The sequence below is a fragment of the Bradyrhizobium sp. Mp19 genome, from assembly GCF_029952935.1.
Taxonomy (GTDB): Bacteria; Pseudomonadota; Alphaproteobacteria; order Rhizobiales; family Xanthobacteraceae; genus Bradyrhizobium; species Bradyrhizobium elkanii.
Window position 1 is genome coordinate 116,578 of the sequence record NZ_JASAUT010000015.1, and the last position, 20,386, is coordinate 136,963.

Genomic DNA, 20,386 nt, shown 5'->3' on the forward strand with positions numbered 1-20,386 from the left:
CCAAAGGACATGCGGATACTGCTGGTTGAGGACGAGGCCGAAATGGCGGCGGCGCTGTCGCAGGCGCTGAAGAGCTACGACATGGTGGTCGACCACGTGCCGAACCTTGCCGAGGCCGAGGAAGCGATCTGTGCCGACGTGCATGGCGCGGTCCTGCTCGACCGCCAGCTTCCGGACGGCGACGGTCTCACCCTGATCCCGAAGCTGCGCGCCAAGGCCGACGGCGTTCCGATCATCGTGCTGACCGCGCGCGGCGACCTCACCGACCGCATCACCGGCCTCGACAGTGGCGCCGACGACTACCTGGCCAAGCCGTTCGCCGTCGAGGAGCTGCTGGCGCGGCTGCGCGCCGTGCTGCGCCGCCCCGCCGGACTGCAGCTCGAGATCATCAGGGCCGGCCGCGTGGCGTTCGATTGCAGCCATCGCGAGGCCAGCGTCGACGGCCATCCGCTCGAACTGCCGCGGCGCGAGCTGCTGGTGCTGGAGACGCTGCTGCGCCGCATGGGCCGCACCGTGCTGCGCGCGACGCTGGAGGAAGCGGTCTATAATTTTGAGGACGAGATCCAGTCCAACGCGCTCGACGCCCACGTCTCGCGGCTGCGCCGCAAACTCGCGGACGCCAACGCCGGCGTCGAGATCCACAGCATCCGCGGCGTCGGCTATCTCTTGAAGCAAACGTCATGAGCGAACAGGCCGAGCACTATTGCCTGCGCTCGCAACTGAGCTGGCGGCTGGTGACGCTCCAGGCGCTGCTGCTTGCCATGCTGATCGTTTGCCTGATCAGCGCGTTGTGCGCCACCGGCTTCCTGATCGTTCCGCGCGATGAGGATCATGTGATTTCCATCGTGCAGGGCGCGGTCGCACGCGACGGCAAGGGCGAGCTGATCTTGCGCCCGACCGCCGAACTGCAAAAGCTTCGTGACGACACGCCCGACCTCTGGTTCCTGGTGCGCGACCGGCAAGGCCGTTCGCTGACGGAAGGCGCGGTGCCGCCGGAATTCGCCAGGATCGGTGGCGCGCTCGACCAGATCAGCCAGGCGCGGCTCGGCTGGCAGATGTTCGAGGATGATCCGCGCAAGCCGCCGGCGCGGCTGAAGCGCGTCAATTCCGATGCCGGCCCCGTGCAGGTGCTCACTGCGACGCAAGGGCCGATGTCGAGCGTCAAGACCGCGCTCGCCACGACGCTGGCATTCCTCGCCATTGCCCTGCCCGGCCTTTTCCTGATGGCATGCGCCACCTTCATCGCGACGCCGATGGTGGTGAAGCGCGCCTTCGCCGGTCTCGATACCACCGCCGACGAAGCGCGCCGGATCGATTTTCGCCAGCGCGGCAGCCGGCTGTCGGCGGATCATCTGCCGCTAGAGGTCGCGCCGCTGGTGACCGCCATCAACGATGCGCTGAAGCGGCTCGACGACGGCTATTCCCGGCACCAGCGCTTCGTCGCCGACGCAGCCCATGAATTGCGCACGCCGATCGCGATCCTCAACACGCGGCTGGAGTCGCTGCCGCCGGGCCCGGAGAAAACCCGCCTGCTCGAAGACTCGGCGCGGCTTGCGACATTGGCCGAGCAACTGCTCGACATCCAGCGCTTCGACCAGTGCCGCAATCCGTTCGTCCGCGTCGATCTCGTCGCGGTCGCACGCAATGTCGCCGCCGACCTTGCGCCGCTCGCGATCGCGGCCGGCTACGAGCTGTCGCTCGATACTGCGGTCGATCGCGTGGAAACATCCGGCGATCGCGCGGCGCTGGAGCGCGCGCTGACCAATCTGGTGCAGAACGCCATCCAGCATGGCGGCCGCCGCGGCACCATCACCATCCATGTCGGCAGCGCCGCGACGATCGACGTATCGGATGAAGGCGACGGCATTCCCCAGGACCAGCGCACGCGGATCTTCGACCCGTTCTATCGGCTCGCGCCGCTCGACCGCGGCGCCGGCCTCGGCCTCAACATGGTGCGCGAGATCGCAAGGCTGCATGGCGGTCACGTCTCCGTGCTCGACGGACCGAAGGGCGGCGCGTGCTTCCGCCTCACGTTACCGCCGGCGCCGTTCGCGCCGTGATGCCAGAGCGTTTTCGAGCGAAGCCTGTCCTGCACTCGATGCGGGATGGGCACCGGTTCGCGTGAAGAAAACGCGTCAAAACTAGAATCGAGAGCCCCGTTCCGATTCAATCGGAACGACTCTCGCGCAATGTTGTCGCAATGCAGCTCCCGCAAACAAGGCGTCACGCTTCGCATCTGAGTCGAAGCGCCGCGACACTTTGCTGGGAATCCCAATGTCACATGATCTGCTGTCTTTCTTCACGGCGTGGATGGCGGCCCCCGGCCGCGTCGGCGCCATCGCGCCGTCGGGCGCCGCGCTCGCCGAACTCATTACGCGCGACATCACCGCCGACACCGGCCCGGTGCTCGAGCTCGGTCCGGGCACGGGCGCGTTTACCTATCAGCTGTTGAAGCGCGGCGTGCGCCAGCAGGATCTTACGCTGATCGAGTACGGTTCGGATTTCATGCGGCTGTTGCAGCTCCGTTTTCCCGGCGCGCGGGTGCTGTGGATGGACGCGGCGCGCCTCGCCTCGGAGCGGCTCTACGATGGCGCGCCGGTCGGCGCCGTCGTCAGCGGACTGCCGCTGCTCAACATGTCGCCGCGCAAGGTCATCTCGATCGTCGGCGGCGCGTTCAGCTATCTGCGTCCCGGCGGCTCGTTCTATCAATTCACCTACGGCATGCGCTGCCCGGTGCCGCGGCCGATCCTCGACCGGCTCGGCCTACGCGCCACACTGGTCGATCGCGCCCTCCTCAACGTGCCGCCGGCCGCGGTCTACCGGCTGACGCGCCGTCCGCAATACAAGCTGATGACGCGCGACGGCACGCCGGCGGCTGGTGCAAACGTTTCACCGATCAAGAAAGAACGCCGGACCAGCGAGGACTGCGCCGTGTAGCGGCGCAGCTGACGGCCGCTTATCTAGACCAGCCGGCTCTGCTTCGCCGCGGCCTCGATGAACGAGGCAAACAGCGGATGCGGCTCGAACGGCCGCGACTTCAGCTCGGGATGGAACTGGACACCGATGAACCAGGGATGGTCCTCGTACTCCACGATCTCCGGCAGCACGCCGTCGGGCGACATGCCGGAGAAGCGCAGGCCGTGCTGCTCGAGGCGGTCCTTGTAGGCGGTGTTGACCTCGTAGCGATGGCGGTGCCGCTCGGAGATCTCGGTCGCGCCGCCATAGACCTGCGAGACGCGGCTGCCGCGGTTGAGCGCCGCGGGATAGGCCCCGAGCCGCATCGTGCCGCCGAGATCGCCACTCTGCGAGCGCTTCTCGAGCTCGTTGCCGCGCAGCCATTCCGTCATCAAGCCGACCAGCGGCTCCTTGGTCGGGCCGAACTCGGTCGAGTTGGCGTCCTCGATGCCGACCAGATTGCGCGCCGCCTCGATCACCGCCATCTGCATGCCGAAGCAGATACCGAAATACGGCACGTCACGCTCGCGCGCGAACTGCGCCGCGCGGATCTTGCCCTCGGCGCCGCGCTGGCCGAAGCCGCCGGGCACCAGGATGCCGTTGACGTGCTCGAGGAACGGCGCCGGGTCCTCGTTCTCGAATACCTCGCTCTCGATCCAGTCGAGATTGACCTTCACCTTGTTGGCGATGCCGCCGTGCGACAGCGCCTCGATCAGCGATTTGTAGGCATCCTTCATGCCGGTGTATTTGCCGACGATGGCGATCGTCACCGCACCTTCCGGATTGCGGACGCGCTCGTTGATGACGTGCCAGCTCTGCAGCACCGGCGGAATCTTCGCGGTGATGCCGAACGCGGCCAGCACCTCGTCGTCGAGGCCGGCGGCGTGATAGGCCTCCGGCACGGCGTAGATGTTGTCGACGTCGCGCGCCTCGATCACGGCGCTCTCGCGCACGTTACAGAACAGGCCGAGCTTGCGCCGCTCCTCCTTGGGAATCTCGCGGTCGGTGCGGCACAGCAGGATGTCCGGCTGGATGCCGATCGAGCGCAGCTCCTTCACCGAGTGCTGCGTCGGCTTTGTCTTGAGTTCGCCGGCACTTGGAATGTACGGCAGAAGCGTCAGGTGAATGTAGACGGCATGATCGCGCGGCAGCTCGTTCTTGAGCTGGCGGATCGCCTCGAAGAACGGCAAGCCCTCGATGTCGCCGACAGTGCCGCCGATCTCGACCAGCACGAAATCGAACTCGTCGTTACCCGACAGCACGAATTCCTTGATCGCGTTGGTGACGTGCGGGACCACCTGGATGGTGGCGCCGAGATAGTCGCCGCGGCGCTCCTTGGAGATGATGTCCTGATAGATTCGACCGGTCGTGATGTTGTCGGCCTTGGTGGCCGGACGACCGGTGAAGCGCTCGTAATGGCCGAGATCGAGATCGGTCTCGGCGCCGTCGTCGGTCACGAACACTTCGCCGTGCTGATACGGCGACATCGTTCCGGGATCGAGGTTGAGATAGGGATCGAGCTTGCGAAGGCGGACTTTGTAGCCCCTGGCCTGCAGCAGAGCGCCGAGCGCCGCTGAAGCCAGACCCTTGCCGAGCGAGGAGACCACGCCGCCGGTGATGAATATGTACCGCGCCATGGGACTTTACCTTTAATCTGACTCCGGCGATTCGCAAAACGAATCGGCTGTTCCCGGCAAACAATTCGCCGGGCTGTGGGTTGCATCAAACTGGAAGCGATTTCAAAGCATTGATGGGGGTTTCTGATGCAGGATGCCAGCGGGGCATCCTGCATGGCCACCCTGCTTTATTGCGACCGTGGCGCCTGCGGGCCGCTCGGGGCCTGCTGCCCCTGCTGCTCGTCGGCCTTCTTCAGCGAATCGAGGATGCCGCCCGAGGTCGGCGCGTTCATCGGCGTGCCGCCGGCCGGCTGCGTCTGCGCCGGTGCGCCGGTGCCGATGATCGAGCTCGGCTTGCGGTCGTAGCCCGCGTACCAGGACAGGAACAGGCTGGTGATGAAGAAGCCCACCGCGAGGATCGCCGTGGTGCGCGTCAGCAAATTGGCGGTGCCGCGGCTCGACATGAAGCCGGCGCCGCCACCCATGCCAAGGCCGCCGCCTTCGGATTTCTGCAACAGCACGGCGCCGATCATGACGCTGACGATCATGAGATGAATAATGATAACGACAGTCTGCATCGCAAGCCTTCCGTCACAAGCCGCCAAGCGGCCAGACAAACGGCGCTATCGGCTTTACGGGTTTTCGTGAAGTCGCGCCCTGTTACACGATTGCACCGGGCATTGTCACCCCCGAGATAGTCGCACTGTCGATGATCACAAGCCGCGCCGATCGCGGCCCGGCCGGGCCTTGCCCGGAACCGGCGATTTCTATTATAATAGACACATGGATACTTTGGTAGACGATCTGAGCCAACGACTGGCACAGCGGATCAGGCTCGAACGCGATAGCCGCGGCTGGTCGCTGGCCGACCTCGCCGAACGTGCAGGCGTCTCGAAGGCCACGATCAGCAAGATCGAGCGCGCCGAGGTCAGCCCCACCGCGGTCGTGCTGGTGCGCCTCGCCTCGGCTTTCGATCTCACTTTGGCCGGGCTGATGTTGCGCGCCGAAGGCCAGGGCGAACGGCTGTCGCGCGCCGCCGCGCAACCGGTCTGGCGCGATCCGGAAACCGGCTATCTGCGCCGCCAGGTGTTCAGCCGTCCCGACCATCCGGTCGAGCTGGTGCGGGTCGAGCTGCCGCCGAAGCAGACCGTGACCCTGCCCGCCTCCTCCTACGCGCATATCCGCCAACTGGTCTGGGTGCTCAGCGGCAGCCTCGTCATCACCGAAGGCGGCGCACGCCACGTGCTCGCCGCCGGCGATTGCCTCGGTTTTGGCCCGCCGGCCGAGACGACCTTCGCCAACGAGACCAACGTCGGGTGCACCTATGTGGTCACCCTGGCCCGGAGCTGATGCATGTCGCACCTTGCCATCAAGCCGCTCGAGGACGCGCCCGCGATTCGCAGCGCGCTTCGCGAGCTGCTGATCGAGACCGTCGCCGGCGGCGGCTCGGTGAGCTTCATGCATCCGCTGTCGCCGGATGACGCCGATGCATTCTGGCAGGACTCGCTCGGCGCCGCCGCGCGCGGCGAACGCATCGTGCTCGGCGCCTTCACCGGCAATGATCTGATCGGCACCGTGACGCTTCTGCTCAACCTGCCGCCGAACCAGCCGCATCGGGCGGAAATTGCAAAGATGATGACACGCATCGCCCACCGCCATCGCGGCGTGGCGACCGAATTGATGCGCGCGGCCGAGCAGCTTGCGATCGCGCACGGACGCACGCTGCTCGTGCTCGACACCGCCGAAGAGGATGGCGCCGCGCCACTCTACGAACGGCTGGGATTTCAGCTCACCGGCATCATCCCGGACTACGCGCTGAAGCCGCATGGCGGCCTCACCGGGACGATGATCTATTGGAAGCGGATCGGCGCCGCTGCGGCCGCTTAATTCTTCTGTCGAGCAGAGATGCCGATGGCAGCTGGCCTCGCAATACTGCCAATCCCGTCACCCCCGCGCAAAGGCGAAGCCTTTGTCGCTGGAGGAGCGCGTAGCGCGTCTCGAAGGGTCGACGGCCACCGGCCGGGCCGTCGACCCTTCGAGGCTCGCCCAGCGGCGCAATTGCGCCGCAAGGCTCGCACCTCAGGGTGACGGTAAGCGAGCCCAATTCGAGGCACGGCCGCGGCCGCCTAACACCCCGCGGCGATCGCCAAAAAGTCCGACGCCTTCAGGCTGGCGCCGCCGACCAGCGCGCCGTTGACATTGGCGACGGCCATCAGCTCGGCCGCGTTCGACGGCTTGACCGAGCCGCCATAAAGGATCCTGATCCTGTTTCCCTCGCCCTTGAAGCGATCGGTGAGCTGACCTCGGATAAACCTGTGAACTTCCTCGACATCCTTGGCCGTCGGGGTCAGGCCGGTGCCGATCGCCCAGACCGGCTCATAGGCCACGACCAGGTTGGCCGCGGTCGAGCCGTCGGGCAGCGAGCCCGCAAGCTGGGTGCCGCAGACATCGAGCGTCTTGCCGGCGTCGCGCTGCTCGCGGGTCTCGCCGATGCAGACGATCGCGGTCAGCCCGGCGCGCCACACGGCCTCCGCCTTCTGCCGAATCAAGGGATCGGTCTCGCCGTGGTCGGCGCGCCGCTCGGAATGGCCGACGATGATCGCGACCGCGCCGAGATCCTTGAACATCTCCGCCGAGAGATCGCCGGTGTGGGCACCCGATGCCTTGGGGTGGCAATCCTGGGCGCCGACCGCGACCTTCGAGCCGCGCGCCTTGTCGGCAAAGGCCCCGACCAGCGTCGCCGGCGGACAGACCAGGAGATCGGCCTTTCCGGCGACATCGCCGGCGCCTGCCAGCACCGCGTCGAACTCGACAAAAGAGGATTTCAGGCCGTTCATTTTCCAGTTGCCGGCGATCAGCGGCCGGATGGCGTCGGTCATGTCGGATGTCCCATCGTTCAAGCGTGTCCCTGCGCTATCAGAGCCGGGCGGCGACTTCCAGAGCGCGGCTTCGCGCCCACCGTGCGACGCTTCCGCCCGCTCGGCGAAGGTTGCGGGGGCGCTTCGGCCACTTTATGATGGGTTTTCAACCCGGTGACGCCCTGCTGCGGGACAAAAGCCTCGACTTTCGGCTCCCCATTGGGCACGACCCGGTTCCCCTCCTGTAAAACAAGTTGGACCCATGCTTCGAGGAATGCGGAAAGCCTCATCAAACTGGCTCGGCAAGACGATTATGGCCGTGGTGATGGGCGTTTTGATCGTCAGTTTCGGAATTTGGGGCATTGCCGACATTTTCAAGGGGTTTGGCCAGTCGACCTTCGCCAAGGTGGGCGGGACCGAGATTTCGGCCGAGCAGTTCCGCCAGATCTATACCGACCGCCTGCAGCAGCTTGGCCGCCAGTTCGGCCGTCCGTTGACGCCGGACCAGGCGCGCGCCTTCGGCATTGACCGCCAGGTGCTGCAGCAGACGCTTGCGGAAGCCGCGCTGGACGAGGAAGCGCGCCGCATGGGCCTCAATGTGTCCGACGCCGAGGTGCTGCGCGCGATCTACAACGATCCGAACTTCAAGGGCCTCAACAACCAGTTCGACCCGCAGCGCTTCCAGGCCGTGATACGCAACTACGGCTATACCGAAGGCCGCTACATCGCCGAGCAGCGCCGCGTTGGCCTCAGGCGGCAGATCGCCGGCACCATCTCGTCCGGGATCGAGCCGCCGAAATCGCTGGTCGAGGCGCTGACCCGGTTCCAGAACGAGCAGCGTTCGATCGACTACATCACGCTCGGCGCCGCGCAGGCCGGCACCATCGATCCACCCTCGCCCGAGGCGCTCGCCGCCTATTTCGAGGACCACAAGGTCCAGTTCCGCGCGCCCGAATACCGCAAGATCTCCTTCGTCGCCATCACGCCCGAGGAGATCGGCAAGTGGGAAACGGTGTCGGACGAGGACGTCAAAAAGATCTTCGAGGAGCGCAAGGACCGGCTCAGCACGCCGGAGAAGCGCGAGGTCTCGCAGATCGTGTTTCCGGACGCCGGCGAGGCGCAGGCCGCGCGCGCGCGGATTGCGTCGGGCGCGTCGTTTGACGACATCGCCAAGGAACGCAACCTCAATCTGGCCGACGTCAATCTCGGCCTGGTCGCGAAGTCGGCGATCCTCGATCCGGCCGTCGCCGATGCCGCCTTCTCCCTGCCCGCCGGCGAAGTCAGCCAGCCGGTGCAGGGCCGCTTCGGCGTCGCGCTGGTCAAGGTCGGCAAGGTCGAGCCCGGCGTGACCCCGAGCTATGAGAGCCTCGCCCAGCAGGTGAAGAACGAGATCGCCTCCGAGCGCGCCCGCACCAAGGTCGCCGAGCTGCGCGACAAGATGGAAGACGAGCGCGGCGGCGGCGCCAGCGTCGTCGAAGCCGCACAGAAGCTGAAGCTGACCCCCGTCACCATCGACGCGGTCGATCGCTCCGGGCGGCTGCCGAACGGCCAGGTCGCGACCAACATCCCGCGCGGTCTCGACGTGGTGTCGCAGGCCTTCAACAGCGACGTCGGCGTCGACAACGATCCGATCCAGTTCAACGGCGGCTATGTCTGGTACGACGTGCTCGGCATCACGCCGTCGCGCGAGCGCAGCCTCGACGAGGTTCGCGATCAGGTCGAGGCCAAGTGGCGCGAGGACCAGATCTCCACCAAGCTGCGCGCCAAGGCGACCGAGATCGTCCAGAAGCTCGACAGCGGCGCCAAGCTCGCCGACGAAGCCGCCGCTGCCGGCGTCAAGGTCGAAACCGCGGCGAATTTCAACCGCGAGGCCTCGCTGCCCGCCGTGCCGGCCGGCGTGATCGCGGCCGCATTCCGGGCCGCCAAGGACGGCGACGGACAGACATCCGTCGCCGGCGGCAGCCAGTGGGTGGTCTTCCGCGTCACCAACGTGACGGTGCCGCCGGTCGACTTCGCGTCGGATGCGGCCAAGCAGCTCACCGAGGCGCTGCGGCGGTCGCTCAGCGACGAGCAGGTCGCGCAATATGTCACGAAGATCGAGTCCGATATCGGCGTGACCATCAACCAGGCAGCCTTCGCACAGGTGACAGGCGCAAATAATTGAGCATGATCGGGACAGCGCGACGGCGCGCTGCGCGGCGATCAAGCTCCAACAACAGACCCTGAGCCAGCGAATGGACGACCTGAAATCGATCATCGGAAAAGTCGCCACCGGCGCCACGCTGACGCGTGAAGAGGCGGCGTCCGCCTTCGACAGCATGATGTCGGGCGAAGCCACGCCCTCGCAGATGGGCGGGCTATTGATGGCGCTGCGGGTGCGCGGCGAGACCGTCGAGGAGATCACCGGCGCCGTCACCGCGATGCGCGGCAAGATGCTGCCGGTCACCGCGCCGGCGGAGGCCGTCGATATCGTCGGCACCGGCGGCGACGGCTCCGGCTCGGTCAACGTCTCGACCTGCGCGGCCTTCATCGTGGCCGGCGCCGGCGTGCCGGTGGCGAAGCACGGCAACCGCGCATTGTCGTCTCGCTCGGGCGCCGCCGACGTGCTGGCCTCGCTCGGCGTCAAGCTCGATTTGACGCCCGAACAAGTCGGACGCTGCGTCAAGGAAGCCGGCATCGGCTTCATGTTCGCGCCCGCGCATCATCCGGCGATGAAGAATGTCGGTCCGACCCGGGTCGAGCTCGCCACCCGCACCATCTTCAACCTGCTCGGGCCGCTATCGAACCCGGCCGGCGTCAAGCGGCAGATGGTCGGCGTGTTCTCGCGGCAATGGGTGCAGCCGCTGGCGCAGGTGCTGAAGAACCTCGGCTCCGACAAGGTCTGGGTCGTGCACGGCTCCGATGGCCTCGACGAGATCACCCTCACCGGCCCGACCTTCGTTGCGACGCTCGAGAACGGCGAGATCAGGACATCTGAGGTGACGCCCGAGGACGCCGGCCTTGGCCGCGTCGGCGGCGAGGCGCTGAAGGGGGGTGACGCCGATGCCAATGCGATCGCGCTCTCCAGCGTGCTGCAGGGCAAGCCGAGCGCCTATCGCGACGTCGCCCTGCTCAACGCCGCCGCCGCGCTGATCGTGGCCGGCCGCGCCAAGGACCTCAAGGAAGGCGTCGCGATCGGCGCGCAGTCGCTCGACAGCGGCGCTGCCGCCGCGCGGCTGAAGCATCTGGTCGCGGTTTCCAACGGCTGAGAGCGCGGAACATGTCGGACATCCTGACCAAGATCGAGGCCTACAAGCGCGAGGAGATCGCCGCCGCGAAGCGCGCCCATCCGCTCGCCGAGGTCGAGGCGCAGGCCAGATCGGCCTCGGCCCCGCGCGGCTTCGTCCGCGCCCTCAAGGACAAGCATGCGCGCGGCGACTATGCGCTGATCGCTGAAGTGAAGAAGGCCTCGCCTTCGAAGGGTTTGATCCGGGCCGATTTCGATCCGCCCGCGCTCGCGAAAGCCTATGAGGCCGGCGGCGCGGCCTGCCTGTCGGTGCTGACCGACGCGCCCTCGTTCCAGGGCCATCTCGACTTCATGGTCGCTGCCCGCGCCGCAACCAGCCTGCCGGTGCTGCGCAAGGATTTCATGTTCGACACCTACCAGGTGGCGGAAGCGCGCGCCCATGGCGCCGACTGCATCCTGATCATCATGGCCGCGCTCGACGACGCGGCGGCCCTGGAGATCGAGGACGCCGCGCTCGGCTACGGCATGGACGTGCTGGTCGAGATCCACGACCGCGCCGAGCTTGACCGTGCCTTGAAACTTCGCTCGCCGATGATCGGCGTCAACAACCGTAATCTGCGTACCTTCGAGACCACGCTCGCGACCAGCGAGGCGCTGGCGCCGCTGATCCCGCGCGACCGCCTGATGGTCGGCGAGAGCGGCATCTTCACGCCTGACGATCTCGCCCGGCTCGAACGGGTCGGGATGTCGACCTTCCTGGTCGGTGAAAGCCTGATGCGGCAGCAGGACGTTACCGCGGCGACCCGCGCCTTGCTGACGCGGCAGGCCGCCCCGCGCGCCACCGCCACGCGCTGACGCAATGGCGCGGAAGAGCAAGGGCAAGACCAAGGCCGAGCAGTCCGGCCCCGGCACCGCCCTCACCCACATCGACGCCAAGGGCGAGGCGCGCATGGTCGACGTCTCGGCCAAGCCCGCGACCGAGCGGACCGCCGTCGCCGAAGGCCGCGTCGTGATGAGCAAGGCGACGCTGGCGCTGATCGAAACCGGCCAGGCCAAGAAGGGCGACGTGCTGGCGACGGCGCGGATTGCCGGCATCATGGCGGCGAAGCGAACCTCGGAATTGATCCCGCTCTGCCACCCGCTGGCGCTGACCAAGGTCACGATCGACATCACACCCGACGGCAAGCTGCCCGGCTGCATCGTCCGCGCCAGCGTCAAGGTGACGGGGCCGACCGGCGTCGAAATGGAGGCGCTGACCGCAGTCTCGGTCGCATGCCTGACAATCTACGACATGGTCAAGGCGGTCGACCGCGGCATCCGCATCGAGGGCATCCATCTCGTCGAGAAGATCGGCGGCAAGTCCGGGCACTATCGCGCCGGCGCGTGATCGCAACCGATGCGCAAGCGACGGCCTGTCGCGAATGCCCGCAAGGTTTTGTTAACCAATCTCGCTAACCCGCGCTCCATTTCGATTGGATACGACTTTCGCGGGCCGGGGGTGCACGAAACCTACTTCCGGGTGAAACGCCTGGAAGCGATTGCGGCACATGAATCCAAACGGCAGCGCCTCGTTCAACATCACCTCGGTGATCGGCAGCGGTCCGATCCGCTGGCTGATCCTCGGCGGCGCCGTCTTGATGGCCGCGATCGCGATCGGCGCCACGCTGATGGCGGAGAATTTCCGCGATCGCGCACTGCACAACAGCGAGCGCGAGCTCGAGAACACCGTGCTGCTGCTGGCGCGGCATTTCGACCAGCAGCTCGACGATCTCGAGGTCGTCCAGCGCGACCTGATCGCGTTCATGCGCGACAACGCAATCGCGACACTGGAGAATTACAAGCGCCGGATGTCGGCCGCCGACATCCATGCGATGCTCAAATCCAAGATGGACGCGCTGTCCAATGTCGGCAGCCTCAACGTGTTCGACGCCGACGGCGTTCTGATCAACAGCTCGGGCGCGTGGCCGCTGCCGCAGGCCAGCATTGCCGATCGCCCCTACTTCCAGATCTTCAAGTCGAGCCCCTATTCGCCCGACATGCAAGTCGCGCCGGTGGTCAGCCGCGTCACCGGAAACTGGACCACCGTCATCGTCCGCAAGGTCACCGGACCGCATGGCGAATTCCTCGGCGTGGTTGGCCGCGGCATCGAGCCGGCGACCTTCGAGAAGTTCTTCTCCACAGTGGCGCTCGGCGACGGCGCCGCGATCTCGATGCATCATCGCGACGGCACGCTGCTGGCGCGCTATCCCCATGTCGAGGAGCTGATCGGGAGGAACTTCCGCAACGGTCCGGTCAATCAGCAGCAGGTGTTCGAGCTGCCGCAGAGCACGACGCGGCTCGCCAGCCCGGTCGACGGCAAGGACCGCCTCGTGTCGTCGCGGGCACTGACCAAATTCCCGATCGTCGTCGTCGCGACGAGCACCACGGAGGCGGCGCTCGCCAACTGGCGCGAGCAGATCGGCATCCTGATCGCGGTGACCAGCATCTCGGTGCTGGCGATCGCGATCCTGCTGACGCTGGTGGTGCGCAAGCTGGTGCAGCAGCATCGCGCCCAGCAGCAGCGCCTGACGCTGGAGAAGCTCCGGCTCGACACCGCCGTCAACAACATGACGCAGGGGCTGTTGCTGTTCGATGCCGCGCAGCGCCTCGTGATCTGCAACAGGCGCTATATCGAGATGTACGGGTTGTCGGCCGACATCATCAGGCCCGGCTGCAGCTTCCGCGATGTCATCGTGCATCGTCACCGGACCGGCTCGTTCCAGGGCGACGTCGAGCGCTACGTCAATCTCGTGCTGCGCGACGTCGGCATCCGCAACACGATGGTGATCACGACGCCCGACGGGCGCTCGGTTCAGGTCGTCAACGAGCCGCTGGCCGACGGCGGCTGGCTTGCGACCCACGAGGACGTCACCGAGCGCCGCCGTGCCGAGGAGCGCATCACGCATCTCGCCCATTACGATGCACTCACCGACCTGCCGAACCGCGCGCTGTTCCACGAGGAGATCAGGCGCGAGCTGCCGCATGTCACGCCCGACAGCCAGCTTGCCGTGCTCTATATCGACATCGACGAATTCAAGGGCGTCAACGACTCGCTCGGCCACATGGTCGGCGACGAGCTTCTCAAGTCCGTGGCGCGGACGCTGAGCGGCGTGATCGGCGACGGCGATTTCGTCGCCCGCCTCGGCGGCGACGAGTTTGCGATCGTGCAGACCGGGGTGAAGAGCGAGGCCGAGGTCACCGACCTCGTCGCGCGCATCTACGAGGTGATCCGCGCGCCCTATCAATGCCTCGGCCACCAGGTCACGACCGACGCCAGCATCGGCATCGCGCGGGCGCCGAAGGACGGCACCGATCTCGACCAGATCATGAAGAACGCCGACCTTGCGATGTATGCGGCGAAATCGGCCGGCCGGCGCGTCTTCCGCTTCTTCGAGCCGGCGATGGATGCCGACGCCCGCGCCCGCCGCGAGCTCGAGATGGAGCTGCGGCAGACGATCGCCGCCGGCAGCGGGCTCGAAGTGCATTACCAGCCCTGCGTCGACCTGCGCAGCAACGAGATCACCGGCTGCGAGGCGCTGGTGCGCTGGCGTCATCCACAGCGCGGCATGATCTCGCCGGCCGAATTCGTGCCGATCGCCGAAGAGACCGGCCTGATCAACCAGCTCGGCGAATGGGTGCTGATGACGGCCTGCAAGGAAGCCGTGAACTGGCCCGACCACGTCAGGCTCGCCGTCAACGTCTCGCCGGTGCAGTTCCGCAGCGGCACGCTGGCGCTCAAGGTGATCGCGGCGCTTGCATCGTCGGGGCTGTCAGCGAGCCGGCTCGAGCTCGAGATCACCGAGGCGGTGCTGATCCGCGACGACGAGACCGCGCTGGCCGCGCTGCACCAGCTGCGCGCCATCGGCATCAGGATCGCGCTCGACGATTTCGGCACCGGCTATTCGTCGCTGAGCTACCTGAAACGGTTCCCGTTCGACAAGATCAAGATCGACCGCTGCTTCGTCACCGACATCGCCGATCCGCAGGGCTCGGCCGGCATCGTCGAGGCCGTCGTCAACATCGCCGCCGAGCGCAGCATGACGACGACGGCGGAAGGCGTCGAGACCGCGCAGCAGCAGCAATTGCTGCGCGAGCTCGGCTGCTCGGAAATGCAGGGCTATCTGTTCAGCCCGCCGAAACCGGCAGCCCAGATCCGCGAGCTGCTGGCCGGGCATTGCCGCGGCCCCGCCGCGGGAGCGAGCACCGCGCGCCGGCGCAAACCCGTCGCCGGCGCGGCATAAGGCTGCTCGGAAGTCGGGAGCCCGAGGGGCGTCTGCACAATTTCGGAATATTAGAAGAATACCCTGAAATTGCCCGACGTGTCAAATTGGTCGAGCGCCAGCCACCGCGGGCTCCTTTGCATGGGGTTGTTTTCGATATTTTGGCAGCTGCGTAGCCCGGATGGAGCCATCCGGGCTACCGGTTCTAGTTCGGCACCGGCCGCTTCTGCGCGGCCTTGGTGTCGGCGTTCTTGGCATCGGCATTGACGGTGACGCCGCGCAGCTGGTTGAAGGCGGCAGCCAGCGCCTTGTCATTCTTCTCGTCCGGCGGGACGTAGGACTGCGAGCCGGTCTGCTCGGCGCCCTCGGCGGAGAGATGGCCGCGCATCGAGGCCTCGCCCTTGATTTCCGAGCGGGTCTTGAACTCGTCCGGCACGTCCTGCAGCACCTCGATGTCAGGCTTGATGCCGAGCGCCTGGATCGAATGGCCCGACGGGGTGAAATAGCGCGCCGTGGTCAGTGCCAACGCGCCATTGCCGGTGCCGAGCGGAATGATGGTCTGCACCGAGCCCTTGCCGAACGAGCGGGTGCCGATCAGGGTCGCGCGCTTGTGGTCGTGCAGCGCGCCGGCGACGATCTCGGAGGCCGAGGCCGAGCCGCCGTTGATCAGCACGACGAGCGGCTTGCCCTTGGTCATGTCGCCGCCATGCGCGGTGAAGCGCTGGGTTTCCTCGGGATTGCGGCCGCGGGTCGAGACCACCTCGCCGCGCTGCATCAAGGTCGAGGTCACCGAGACCGCCTGGTCGAGCAGGCCGCCGGGATTGTTGCGGAGGTCGACGACGTAGCCGGCGAGCTTGTCCTGCGGGACCTGCTTCTGGATATCGCCGACCGCCTTGCGCAGGCCCTCGGTGGTCTGCTCGTTGAACGAGGTGATCCTGATATAGCCGATGTCGCCGCCCTCGACGTGATACTTCACCGGACGCACGCGGATGACCTCGCGCGTAATCGAGACCTCGATCGGCTTGTCGGCGTCCTTGCGGATGATCTTCAGCCGGATCGAGCTGTTGGGCGCGCCCTTCATCTTGTTGACGGCCTGGTCGAGCGTCATGCCCTGGATCTGGTCGTCGTCGATCGAGGTGATCACGTCGCCCGACATGATGCCGGCGCGCGAGGCCGGCGTGTCGTCGATCGGCGCCACCACCTTGACGAAGCCGTCCTCCATCGTGACCTCGATGCCGAGCCCGCCGAACTCGCCATGCGTGGTCTCCTGCATCTCCGCCCAGCCCTTCTCGTTCATGTAGCGGGAGTGCGGATCGAGCGAGGAGATCATGCCGTTGATCGCGCCCTCGACGAGCTTGGAGTCCTCGGGCTTCTCGACGTAGTCGGTCTTGACCTTCTCGAACACCTCGCCGAACAGATTGAGCTGCGAATAGGTGTTGCTGTTGTCGGAATGCGCGGCGGCGTTGGCGACGGCGAACAGATGCGCGCCCTGCGGCGAGGCCACGAGCAGGGTGAGACACGCGCCCGCGACCGTCCCGAGCAAGAAGCCAACATGTTTGCGCATTATCCGTGATCCCTTCGCTAACGGCCGGCAACGTTTCGCAACATTCGGCCCCACCCCGACGCGGGGCACCACACAACGGCTTTTTGGTCGGATCAAGGCCGCCCTGTCACCGGACCATTACGGTCCTGTCACGGTGCCCGGATCGGCCTCTTGTCAGCCCCCTGTCAGCCTTTCGTCGGCCTTTGGCCCAGTCTCCCGCAACCCGTTCTGCCAGGTCGACGGCTGGGTGCCGAATCCGCGCTTGGCCCGCGTGCCCAGCCAATAGCCGAACTGCGGAGGAACATTGCGGAACGGCCCCTCGACGCCGAGCTTGAGCGCGGCGTCCATCGGCCAGTTCGGGTTATTGAGGATTTCCCGGCCGACTGCGATCAAATCTGCTTGTTTATCACGCAGGATTTGCTCGGCCTGGTCCCCGTGGATGATCAGGCCGACCGCCATGGTCATGATATCGGCATGGGCGCGGACATATTCCGCGAGCGGCACCTGATAGTTGTATTTGATCTCCTTGCCCAGGATCGGCGCCATCTCGCTGATTCCGCCCGATGAGCAGTCGATCACATCGACGCCCTTCGCTTTCAGGATCCTGGAGAGCCGCGCGCTCTGCTCCGGGCCCCAGCCGGCATTGTCCTCGACCGACAGCCGCACGAACAGCGGCTTGTGATCCGGCCAGTGCGCCCGCACCGCCTCGGTGACCTCGATCAGGAAGCGCATCCGGTTGGCTTCCGGGCCGCCATATTGGTCGCTGCGCTGGTTGGAGCGCCCGGAGAGGAATTCGTGCACGAGATAGCCATGGGCGCCGTGCAGTTCCAGCACCTCGAACCCCGCCTGATGCGCGCGTCGTGCCGCCTGCCCCCAGGCCGCGACGAGGTCCTTCACCTCGTGCGTGTCCAGCGCGCGCGGCACCGGCCAGCGCTCGCTATGGGCGATCGCGCTCGGCGCCACCGGCGTCCAGGCATCCCAATCCTCGATCTCGGCGGTGCGTTCGAGCGGACGATCGCCCTCCCAGGGCCGGCTCGCACGCGCCTTGCGGCCGGAATGGCCGAGCTGGATGCCGGCGATCGCGTTCTGCTGCTTGATGAAGCCCACCAGGCGGCTGAGCGGCGCGATGAACTTGTCGTCCCAGATGCCGAGATCGCCGATCGTGCCGCAGCCGCGCCGCTCGACCTTGGTCGATTCGACGATCACGAGACCGGCGCCGCCGGCGGCGAACTTGCCGGCATTCATCAGATGCCAGTCGGTCGGAAAGCCCTTCTCGGCGGAATATTGGTGCATCGGCGGCACCACGATGCGGTTCTTCAGCGTGACGCCGCGGATGGTCATTGGCGAAAACAGCAGCATGTCGGACATCGCTTCCTCATTATGCGTCGTTACCCGGCGCGCGGGACCGATCTTGTGTTTGGCGCGGACGATATACGCACCGCGCGATGGCCGATAGAGGCACGCCGGCGGTCTGGCCGCTCAAACGGATCGCGGCATGGCGGCGCCGAAGCGAGCCGCGGCACGTTCGCCATCCTGTTCCCTCGCGGCGATTTTTCGCCCGCATAGGAAATGATGATCGCGATGCGTGTTGTCCCCCGGCAACCCAGAGGAGGGACACTCATGAGGACCCGCACGATCGCACTGCTCATCGCCGGTGCCATGGCAACCGGCCCGATCCTGGCGCAACACGCGGCTGCCCAGAACCTGCAAAACGAAGCCGACAAGGGCGCCAAGACCCGCAACTCCGGTGAATCCGGCTATGTCGGCGATCAGGACAGGCCCGGCGCGGCCGCAACGCCTCCGGGACGCCCCGATACCGCTGCCGGTTCCCCAGATGCCACGACGTCTCCGAGCGCTCAGAGTTCCGGAACCGGGATCGCCGGCGCGCCGGGCAACAAGAGCGGGCCGCCCGCCAAGCAAGGCACGGTCGGTTCGAACTCGCAAAACCTGCATGTCCAGGAACAGGATCCGTCGAACATCAAGGGACAGCCCGGCAACAAGAGCGGCCCACCCGCAAAGCGCTAGACTGCGCGCCATGCTGACCAGGCGGCCGTAACCCGGGCCGGCAAAGTTCGCTGATCGGCGCAGGTTCGACACGAGCCGTCGAGCGAAATCGTTCCGATCCTATTGAGCGGCCTTCCGGCTCGCGGAGAGGTCGGTCGGGCAATTTGCTCCGCATTCAATCGACTTCTTCTGGTCGGCGACGCGCCATACCAGCAACGCGACCAGAACAATGATGGTGACGGTGAGCTTGGCCAATGCGTCGTGGTTCAATGTCGGCTCCGCAGAACAATCGGCATAACAGGAAAAATCAGCTGCAAGCGGAAATGTGACCCCGGCACCCTTTGGGGCCGAGAGCCGACGCTGGGGGGCGTCCACCGGGCCCGCATTCGATTCTGGCCGGCCGACGTCATGATGGTACGGTCCTGGCGCGGTCCGCAAGCTTCTCAGTCTGCATGGCAGCATGGCACGGCCGGCCGCAGCCTGTTGGAACATTGTCATCGGTGTGCGGTTCACCGGCTGTCCTCTGATTCATTGCCCCAGAGGCACACACCACCACCTGCGGCCCCAGCCGTCACGCTGGGGCCGTAAATCATTGGCGTAGCACGCAGACCACTGTTGGTCGCGGGGTGAGTGCACGATCTCCGAGAATCACAATCGATTTGCGCGGGCGCGCCCGCAAATGACGTAGCCTATACAGGCCAGATCGCGGTCAGAGCTTCGCGAGCCTCGCCGCGCCCGCCGCGATTGCTTCGTTGAAGCTGGTGTCCCAGAATTTTCCAACCTCCGCGCGCGCGTCGAGCACGCCGAGCTTGAGGAAGGTGTCGGCGACCTTCTGGTGCGTCTCCGGCACGTCAGGCGTCACCCCGGCGAGCGCGAAGTCGTCGCTGCGACGGGCGAACTGGTCGAGGATGTCCTGCAACGGCAGATGCGTCTCCGCCACCTGCGCGGCCGCATACACCGGAAAATTCTTGTTGGCGAACGCATAAGCGCGCTGGATCCGCAGCAGCAGATCGCTCACGGCCGCGTGACGCAGCGGATCGTCGACGGCCTTCGGATTGGCGTAGATCGGGAAATTCCCCGAGAGATAGCCGGCGCCGGTCTTGAGCAGCCGCGCGCCCTGCTTGGCGATCGCGAGTTGCCCGTTATAACCGTAGATCGCCCAGGCATCGAGCTTGCCGGAGGCGAACGCCGAATAACCGTCGGACGGCGTCAGATTGATGGCCTCGATATCGCCAAACGCAAGGCCGGCTTCCTCGAGTTGCTTGGCGAGGAAATAATGCGCCGTGGTCGCGCGCACATAGCCGACCCGCTTTCCCTTGAGATCAGGGATCGAATGGATCAGCGCGTCTTTCGCCGCCACCGTGACCTGGATGTTGAGATCCTCATGGGTGACGGCGACGAAGCGCACCTTGGCATTCTGGCGCGCCGCGAACATCGCCGGAATCTCGCTGCCCGAACCGATGTCGAGCGCGTCCCCGTTCAAGGCCTCGATGTGGAGCACACCGTTGTTGAGCTCGTTCCACTCGATCCTGTACGGCGTCTTGTCCTCGCCCGCGGCCTGCAACAGCTGGCGCCAGCCGCCCTTGTAGTAGGCAACGCGCAATGTGACGCCGCTGAGATCGGTGCCGCCCCCCGACCCGGTCTCCGCGCGCGCACCGCCGGTGATCAGACTTCCGGCAAGCACGCCGAGCGCAGAACGTCGCGAAAGCGAAAATGGCGTGGTCACCGGCTTGAGCTCCTGAACAACAGTCACAACTGCTGCGAGCTTAAGAGAAAACCGCCCGATGTATATGAGACGCTATTTCGTTTTTCGCCATGCGCGCGAAAAGCCGTTCCATGGATTGATGGCTGGACGCGGCGATCTGTTTTCCGCCGCCCTGTCGGCCAATTGTAGCCCGGATGAGCGAGCGCGATATCCGGGGTCC

The 20,386-nt window shown here is 66.1% G+C and carries 17 protein-coding genes and 1 pseudogene; 11 read left to right on the forward strand and 7 right to left on the reverse strand.

The window, feature by feature from the left end:
• Positions 1-9: 9 nt before the first annotated feature.
• The 3 genes from QJT82_RS18805 (at position 10) to QJT82_RS18815 (ending at position 2,937) form a co-directional block, all read left to right on the forward strand.
• Complete coding sequence (locus QJT82_RS18805; RefSeq protein WP_028339700.1) at positions 10-684, forward strand: response regulator transcription factor; 675 nt, start codon at positions 10-12, stop codon at positions 682-684.
• Complete coding sequence (locus QJT82_RS18810) at positions 681-2,060, forward strand: HAMP domain-containing sensor histidine kinase (RefSeq protein WP_028339699.1); 1,380 nt, start codon at positions 681-683, stop codon at positions 2,058-2,060. The genes QJT82_RS18805 and QJT82_RS18810 overlap by 4 nt, the downstream gene beginning before the upstream one ends.
• Positions 2,061-2,274: 214 nt before the next feature.
• On the forward strand, positions 2,275-2,937 hold the full coding sequence (locus tag QJT82_RS18815; protein WP_028339698.1) for an rRNA adenine N-6-methyltransferase family protein: 663 nt from the start codon (positions 2,275-2,277) through the stop codon (positions 2,935-2,937).
• 23 nt (positions 2,938-2,960) lie between these two features.
• Here QJT82_RS18815 and QJT82_RS18820 read toward each other — a convergent pair whose 3' ends face one another.
• A complete protein-coding gene (locus QJT82_RS18820) occupies positions 2,961-4,592 on the reverse strand; it encodes a CTP synthase (RefSeq protein WP_028339697.1) in 1,632 nt (543 codons plus the stop codon).
• Between the two features lie 167 nt (positions 4,593-4,759).
• Positions 4,760-5,149, reverse strand: a complete 390-nt coding sequence (secG, locus tag QJT82_RS18825; protein WP_028339696.1) for a preprotein translocase subunit SecG — start codon at positions 5,147-5,149, stop codon at positions 4,760-4,762.
• Between the two features lie 205 nt (positions 5,150-5,354).
• Here secG and QJT82_RS18830 point away from each other — a divergent pair, with 205 nt between their 5' ends.
• The gene (locus tag QJT82_RS18830) at positions 5,355-5,921 is read left to right on the forward strand and encodes an XRE family transcriptional regulator (RefSeq protein ID WP_028339695.1); all 567 of its coding nucleotides are present in this window, start codon (positions 5,355-5,357) and stop codon (positions 5,919-5,921) included.
• 3 nt (positions 5,922-5,924) lie between these two features.
• Positions 5,925-6,458 (forward strand): GNAT family N-acetyltransferase, encoded by a 534-nt coding sequence (locus QJT82_RS18835; RefSeq protein WP_028339694.1) that lies wholly within the window; start codon positions 5,925-5,927, stop codon positions 6,456-6,458.
• Between the two features lie 239 nt (positions 6,459-6,697).
• Here the strand turns inward: QJT82_RS18835 and tpiA are convergent, their stop codons facing one another.
• Positions 6,698-7,450: a triose-phosphate isomerase gene (gene tpiA, locus QJT82_RS18840; RefSeq protein WP_028339693.1), complete on the reverse strand. Its 753-nt coding sequence runs from the start codon at positions 7,448-7,450 to the stop codon at positions 6,698-6,700.
• Between the two features lie 241 nt (positions 7,451-7,691).
• On the opposite strand from tpiA, the gene QJT82_RS18845 reads away from it, so the two are divergent.
• The 5 genes from QJT82_RS18845 (at position 7,692) to QJT82_RS18865 (ending at position 14,935) form a co-directional block, all read left to right on the forward strand.
• Positions 7,692-9,593, forward strand: coding sequence for a peptidylprolyl isomerase (locus QJT82_RS18845; RefSeq protein WP_028339692.1), 1,902 nt, complete (start codon positions 7,692-7,694; stop codon positions 9,591-9,593).
• 70 nt (positions 9,594-9,663) lie between these two features.
• Positions 9,664-10,677, forward strand: a complete 1,014-nt coding sequence (gene trpD / locus QJT82_RS18850) for an anthranilate phosphoribosyltransferase (RefSeq protein WP_028334043.1) — start codon at positions 9,664-9,666, stop codon at positions 10,675-10,677.
• A gap of 11 nt (positions 10,678-10,688) precedes the next feature.
• Positions 10,689-11,510, forward strand: coding sequence for an indole-3-glycerol phosphate synthase TrpC (trpC, locus tag QJT82_RS18855; protein ID WP_028339691.1), 822 nt, complete (start codon positions 10,689-10,691; stop codon positions 11,508-11,510).
• Positions 11,511-11,514: 4 nt separating this feature from the next.
• Positions 11,515-12,042 (forward strand): cyclic pyranopterin monophosphate synthase MoaC, encoded by a 528-nt coding sequence (gene moaC / locus QJT82_RS18860; RefSeq protein WP_028339690.1) that lies wholly within the window; start codon positions 11,515-11,517, stop codon positions 12,040-12,042.
• Positions 12,043-12,202: 160 nt separating this feature from the next.
• Positions 12,203-14,935: an EAL domain-containing protein gene (locus QJT82_RS18865; protein WP_028339689.1), complete on the forward strand. Its 2,733-nt coding sequence runs from the start codon at positions 12,203-12,205 to the stop codon at positions 14,933-14,935.
• Positions 14,936-15,119: 184 nt separating this feature from the next.
• On the opposite strand, the gene QJT82_RS18870 is transcribed toward QJT82_RS18865, so the two are convergent.
• Complete coding sequence (locus QJT82_RS18870; RefSeq protein WP_028339688.1) at positions 15,120-16,478, reverse strand: S41 family peptidase; 1,359 nt, start codon at positions 16,476-16,478, stop codon at positions 15,120-15,122.
• Positions 16,479-16,631: 153 nt separating this feature from the next.
• Positions 16,632-17,825: an NADH:flavin oxidoreductase/NADH oxidase gene (locus QJT82_RS18875; protein WP_051447774.1), complete on the reverse strand. Its 1,194-nt coding sequence runs from the start codon at positions 17,823-17,825 to the stop codon at positions 16,632-16,634.
• Positions 17,826-18,296: 471 nt separating this feature from the next.
• Here QJT82_RS18875 and QJT82_RS18880 point away from each other — a divergent pair.
• Positions 18,297-18,482 (forward strand): annotated as a pseudogene (locus QJT82_RS18880) (hypothetical protein); the annotation flags it as partial.
• A 99-nt stretch (positions 18,483-18,581) separates the two neighbouring features.
• Here the strand turns inward: QJT82_RS18880 and QJT82_RS18885 are convergent.
• Both QJT82_RS18885 and QJT82_RS18890 read right to left on the reverse strand, forming a co-directional pair.
• The gene (locus QJT82_RS18885) at positions 18,582-18,731 is read right to left on the reverse strand and encodes a hypothetical protein (protein WP_018271828.1); all 150 of its coding nucleotides are present in this window, start codon (positions 18,729-18,731) and stop codon (positions 18,582-18,584) included.
• Between the two features lie 439 nt (positions 18,732-19,170).
• Positions 19,171-20,187, reverse strand: coding sequence for an ABC transporter substrate-binding protein (locus QJT82_RS18890; protein WP_245288677.1), 1,017 nt, complete (start codon positions 20,185-20,187; stop codon positions 19,171-19,173).
• Between the last annotated feature and the right edge of the window lie 199 nt (positions 20,188-20,386).

Bases quoted from the DNA above. Each gene is read 5' to 3' on its own strand.
- QJT82_RS18805 (WP_028339700.1), top strand. From the start codon at position 10: ATGCGGATACTGCTGGTTGAGGACGAGGCCGAAATGGCGGCGGCGCTG.
- QJT82_RS18810 (WP_028339699.1), top strand. From the start codon at position 681: ATGAGCGAACAGGCCGAGCACTATTGCCTGCGCTCGCAACTGAGCTGG.
- QJT82_RS18815 (WP_028339698.1), top strand. From the start codon at position 2,275: ATGTCACATGATCTGCTGTCTTTCTTCACGGCGTGGATGGCGGCCCCC.
- QJT82_RS18820 (WP_028339697.1), bottom strand. From the start codon at position 4,592: ATGGCGCGGTACATATTCATCACCGGCGGCGTGGTCTCCTCGCTCGGC.
- secG (WP_028339696.1), bottom strand. From the start codon at position 5,149: ATGCAGACTGTCGTTATCATTATTCATCTCATGATCGTCAGCGTCATG.
- QJT82_RS18830 (WP_028339695.1), top strand. From the start codon at position 5,355: ATGGATACTTTGGTAGACGATCTGAGCCAACGACTGGCACAGCGGATC.
- QJT82_RS18835 (WP_028339694.1), top strand. From the start codon at position 5,925: ATGTCGCACCTTGCCATCAAGCCGCTCGAGGACGCGCCCGCGATTCGC.
- tpiA (WP_028339693.1), bottom strand. From the start codon at position 7,450: ATGACCGACGCCATCCGGCCGCTGATCGCCGGCAACTGGAAAATGAAC.
- QJT82_RS18845 (WP_028339692.1), top strand. From the start codon at position 7,692: ATGCTTCGAGGAATGCGGAAAGCCTCATCAAACTGGCTCGGCAAGACG.
- trpD (WP_028334043.1), top strand. From the start codon at position 9,664: ATGGACGACCTGAAATCGATCATCGGAAAAGTCGCCACCGGCGCCACG.
- trpC (WP_028339691.1), top strand. From the start codon at position 10,689: ATGTCGGACATCCTGACCAAGATCGAGGCCTACAAGCGCGAGGAGATC.
- moaC (WP_028339690.1), top strand. From the start codon at position 11,515: ATGGCGCGGAAGAGCAAGGGCAAGACCAAGGCCGAGCAGTCCGGCCCC.
- QJT82_RS18865 (WP_028339689.1), top strand. From the start codon at position 12,203: ATGAATCCAAACGGCAGCGCCTCGTTCAACATCACCTCGGTGATCGGC.
- QJT82_RS18870 (WP_028339688.1), bottom strand. From the start codon at position 16,478: ATGCGCAAACATGTTGGCTTCTTGCTCGGGACGGTCGCGGGCGCGTGT.
- QJT82_RS18875 (WP_051447774.1), bottom strand. From the start codon at position 17,825: ATGTCCGACATGCTGCTGTTTTCGCCAATGACCATCCGCGGCGTCACG.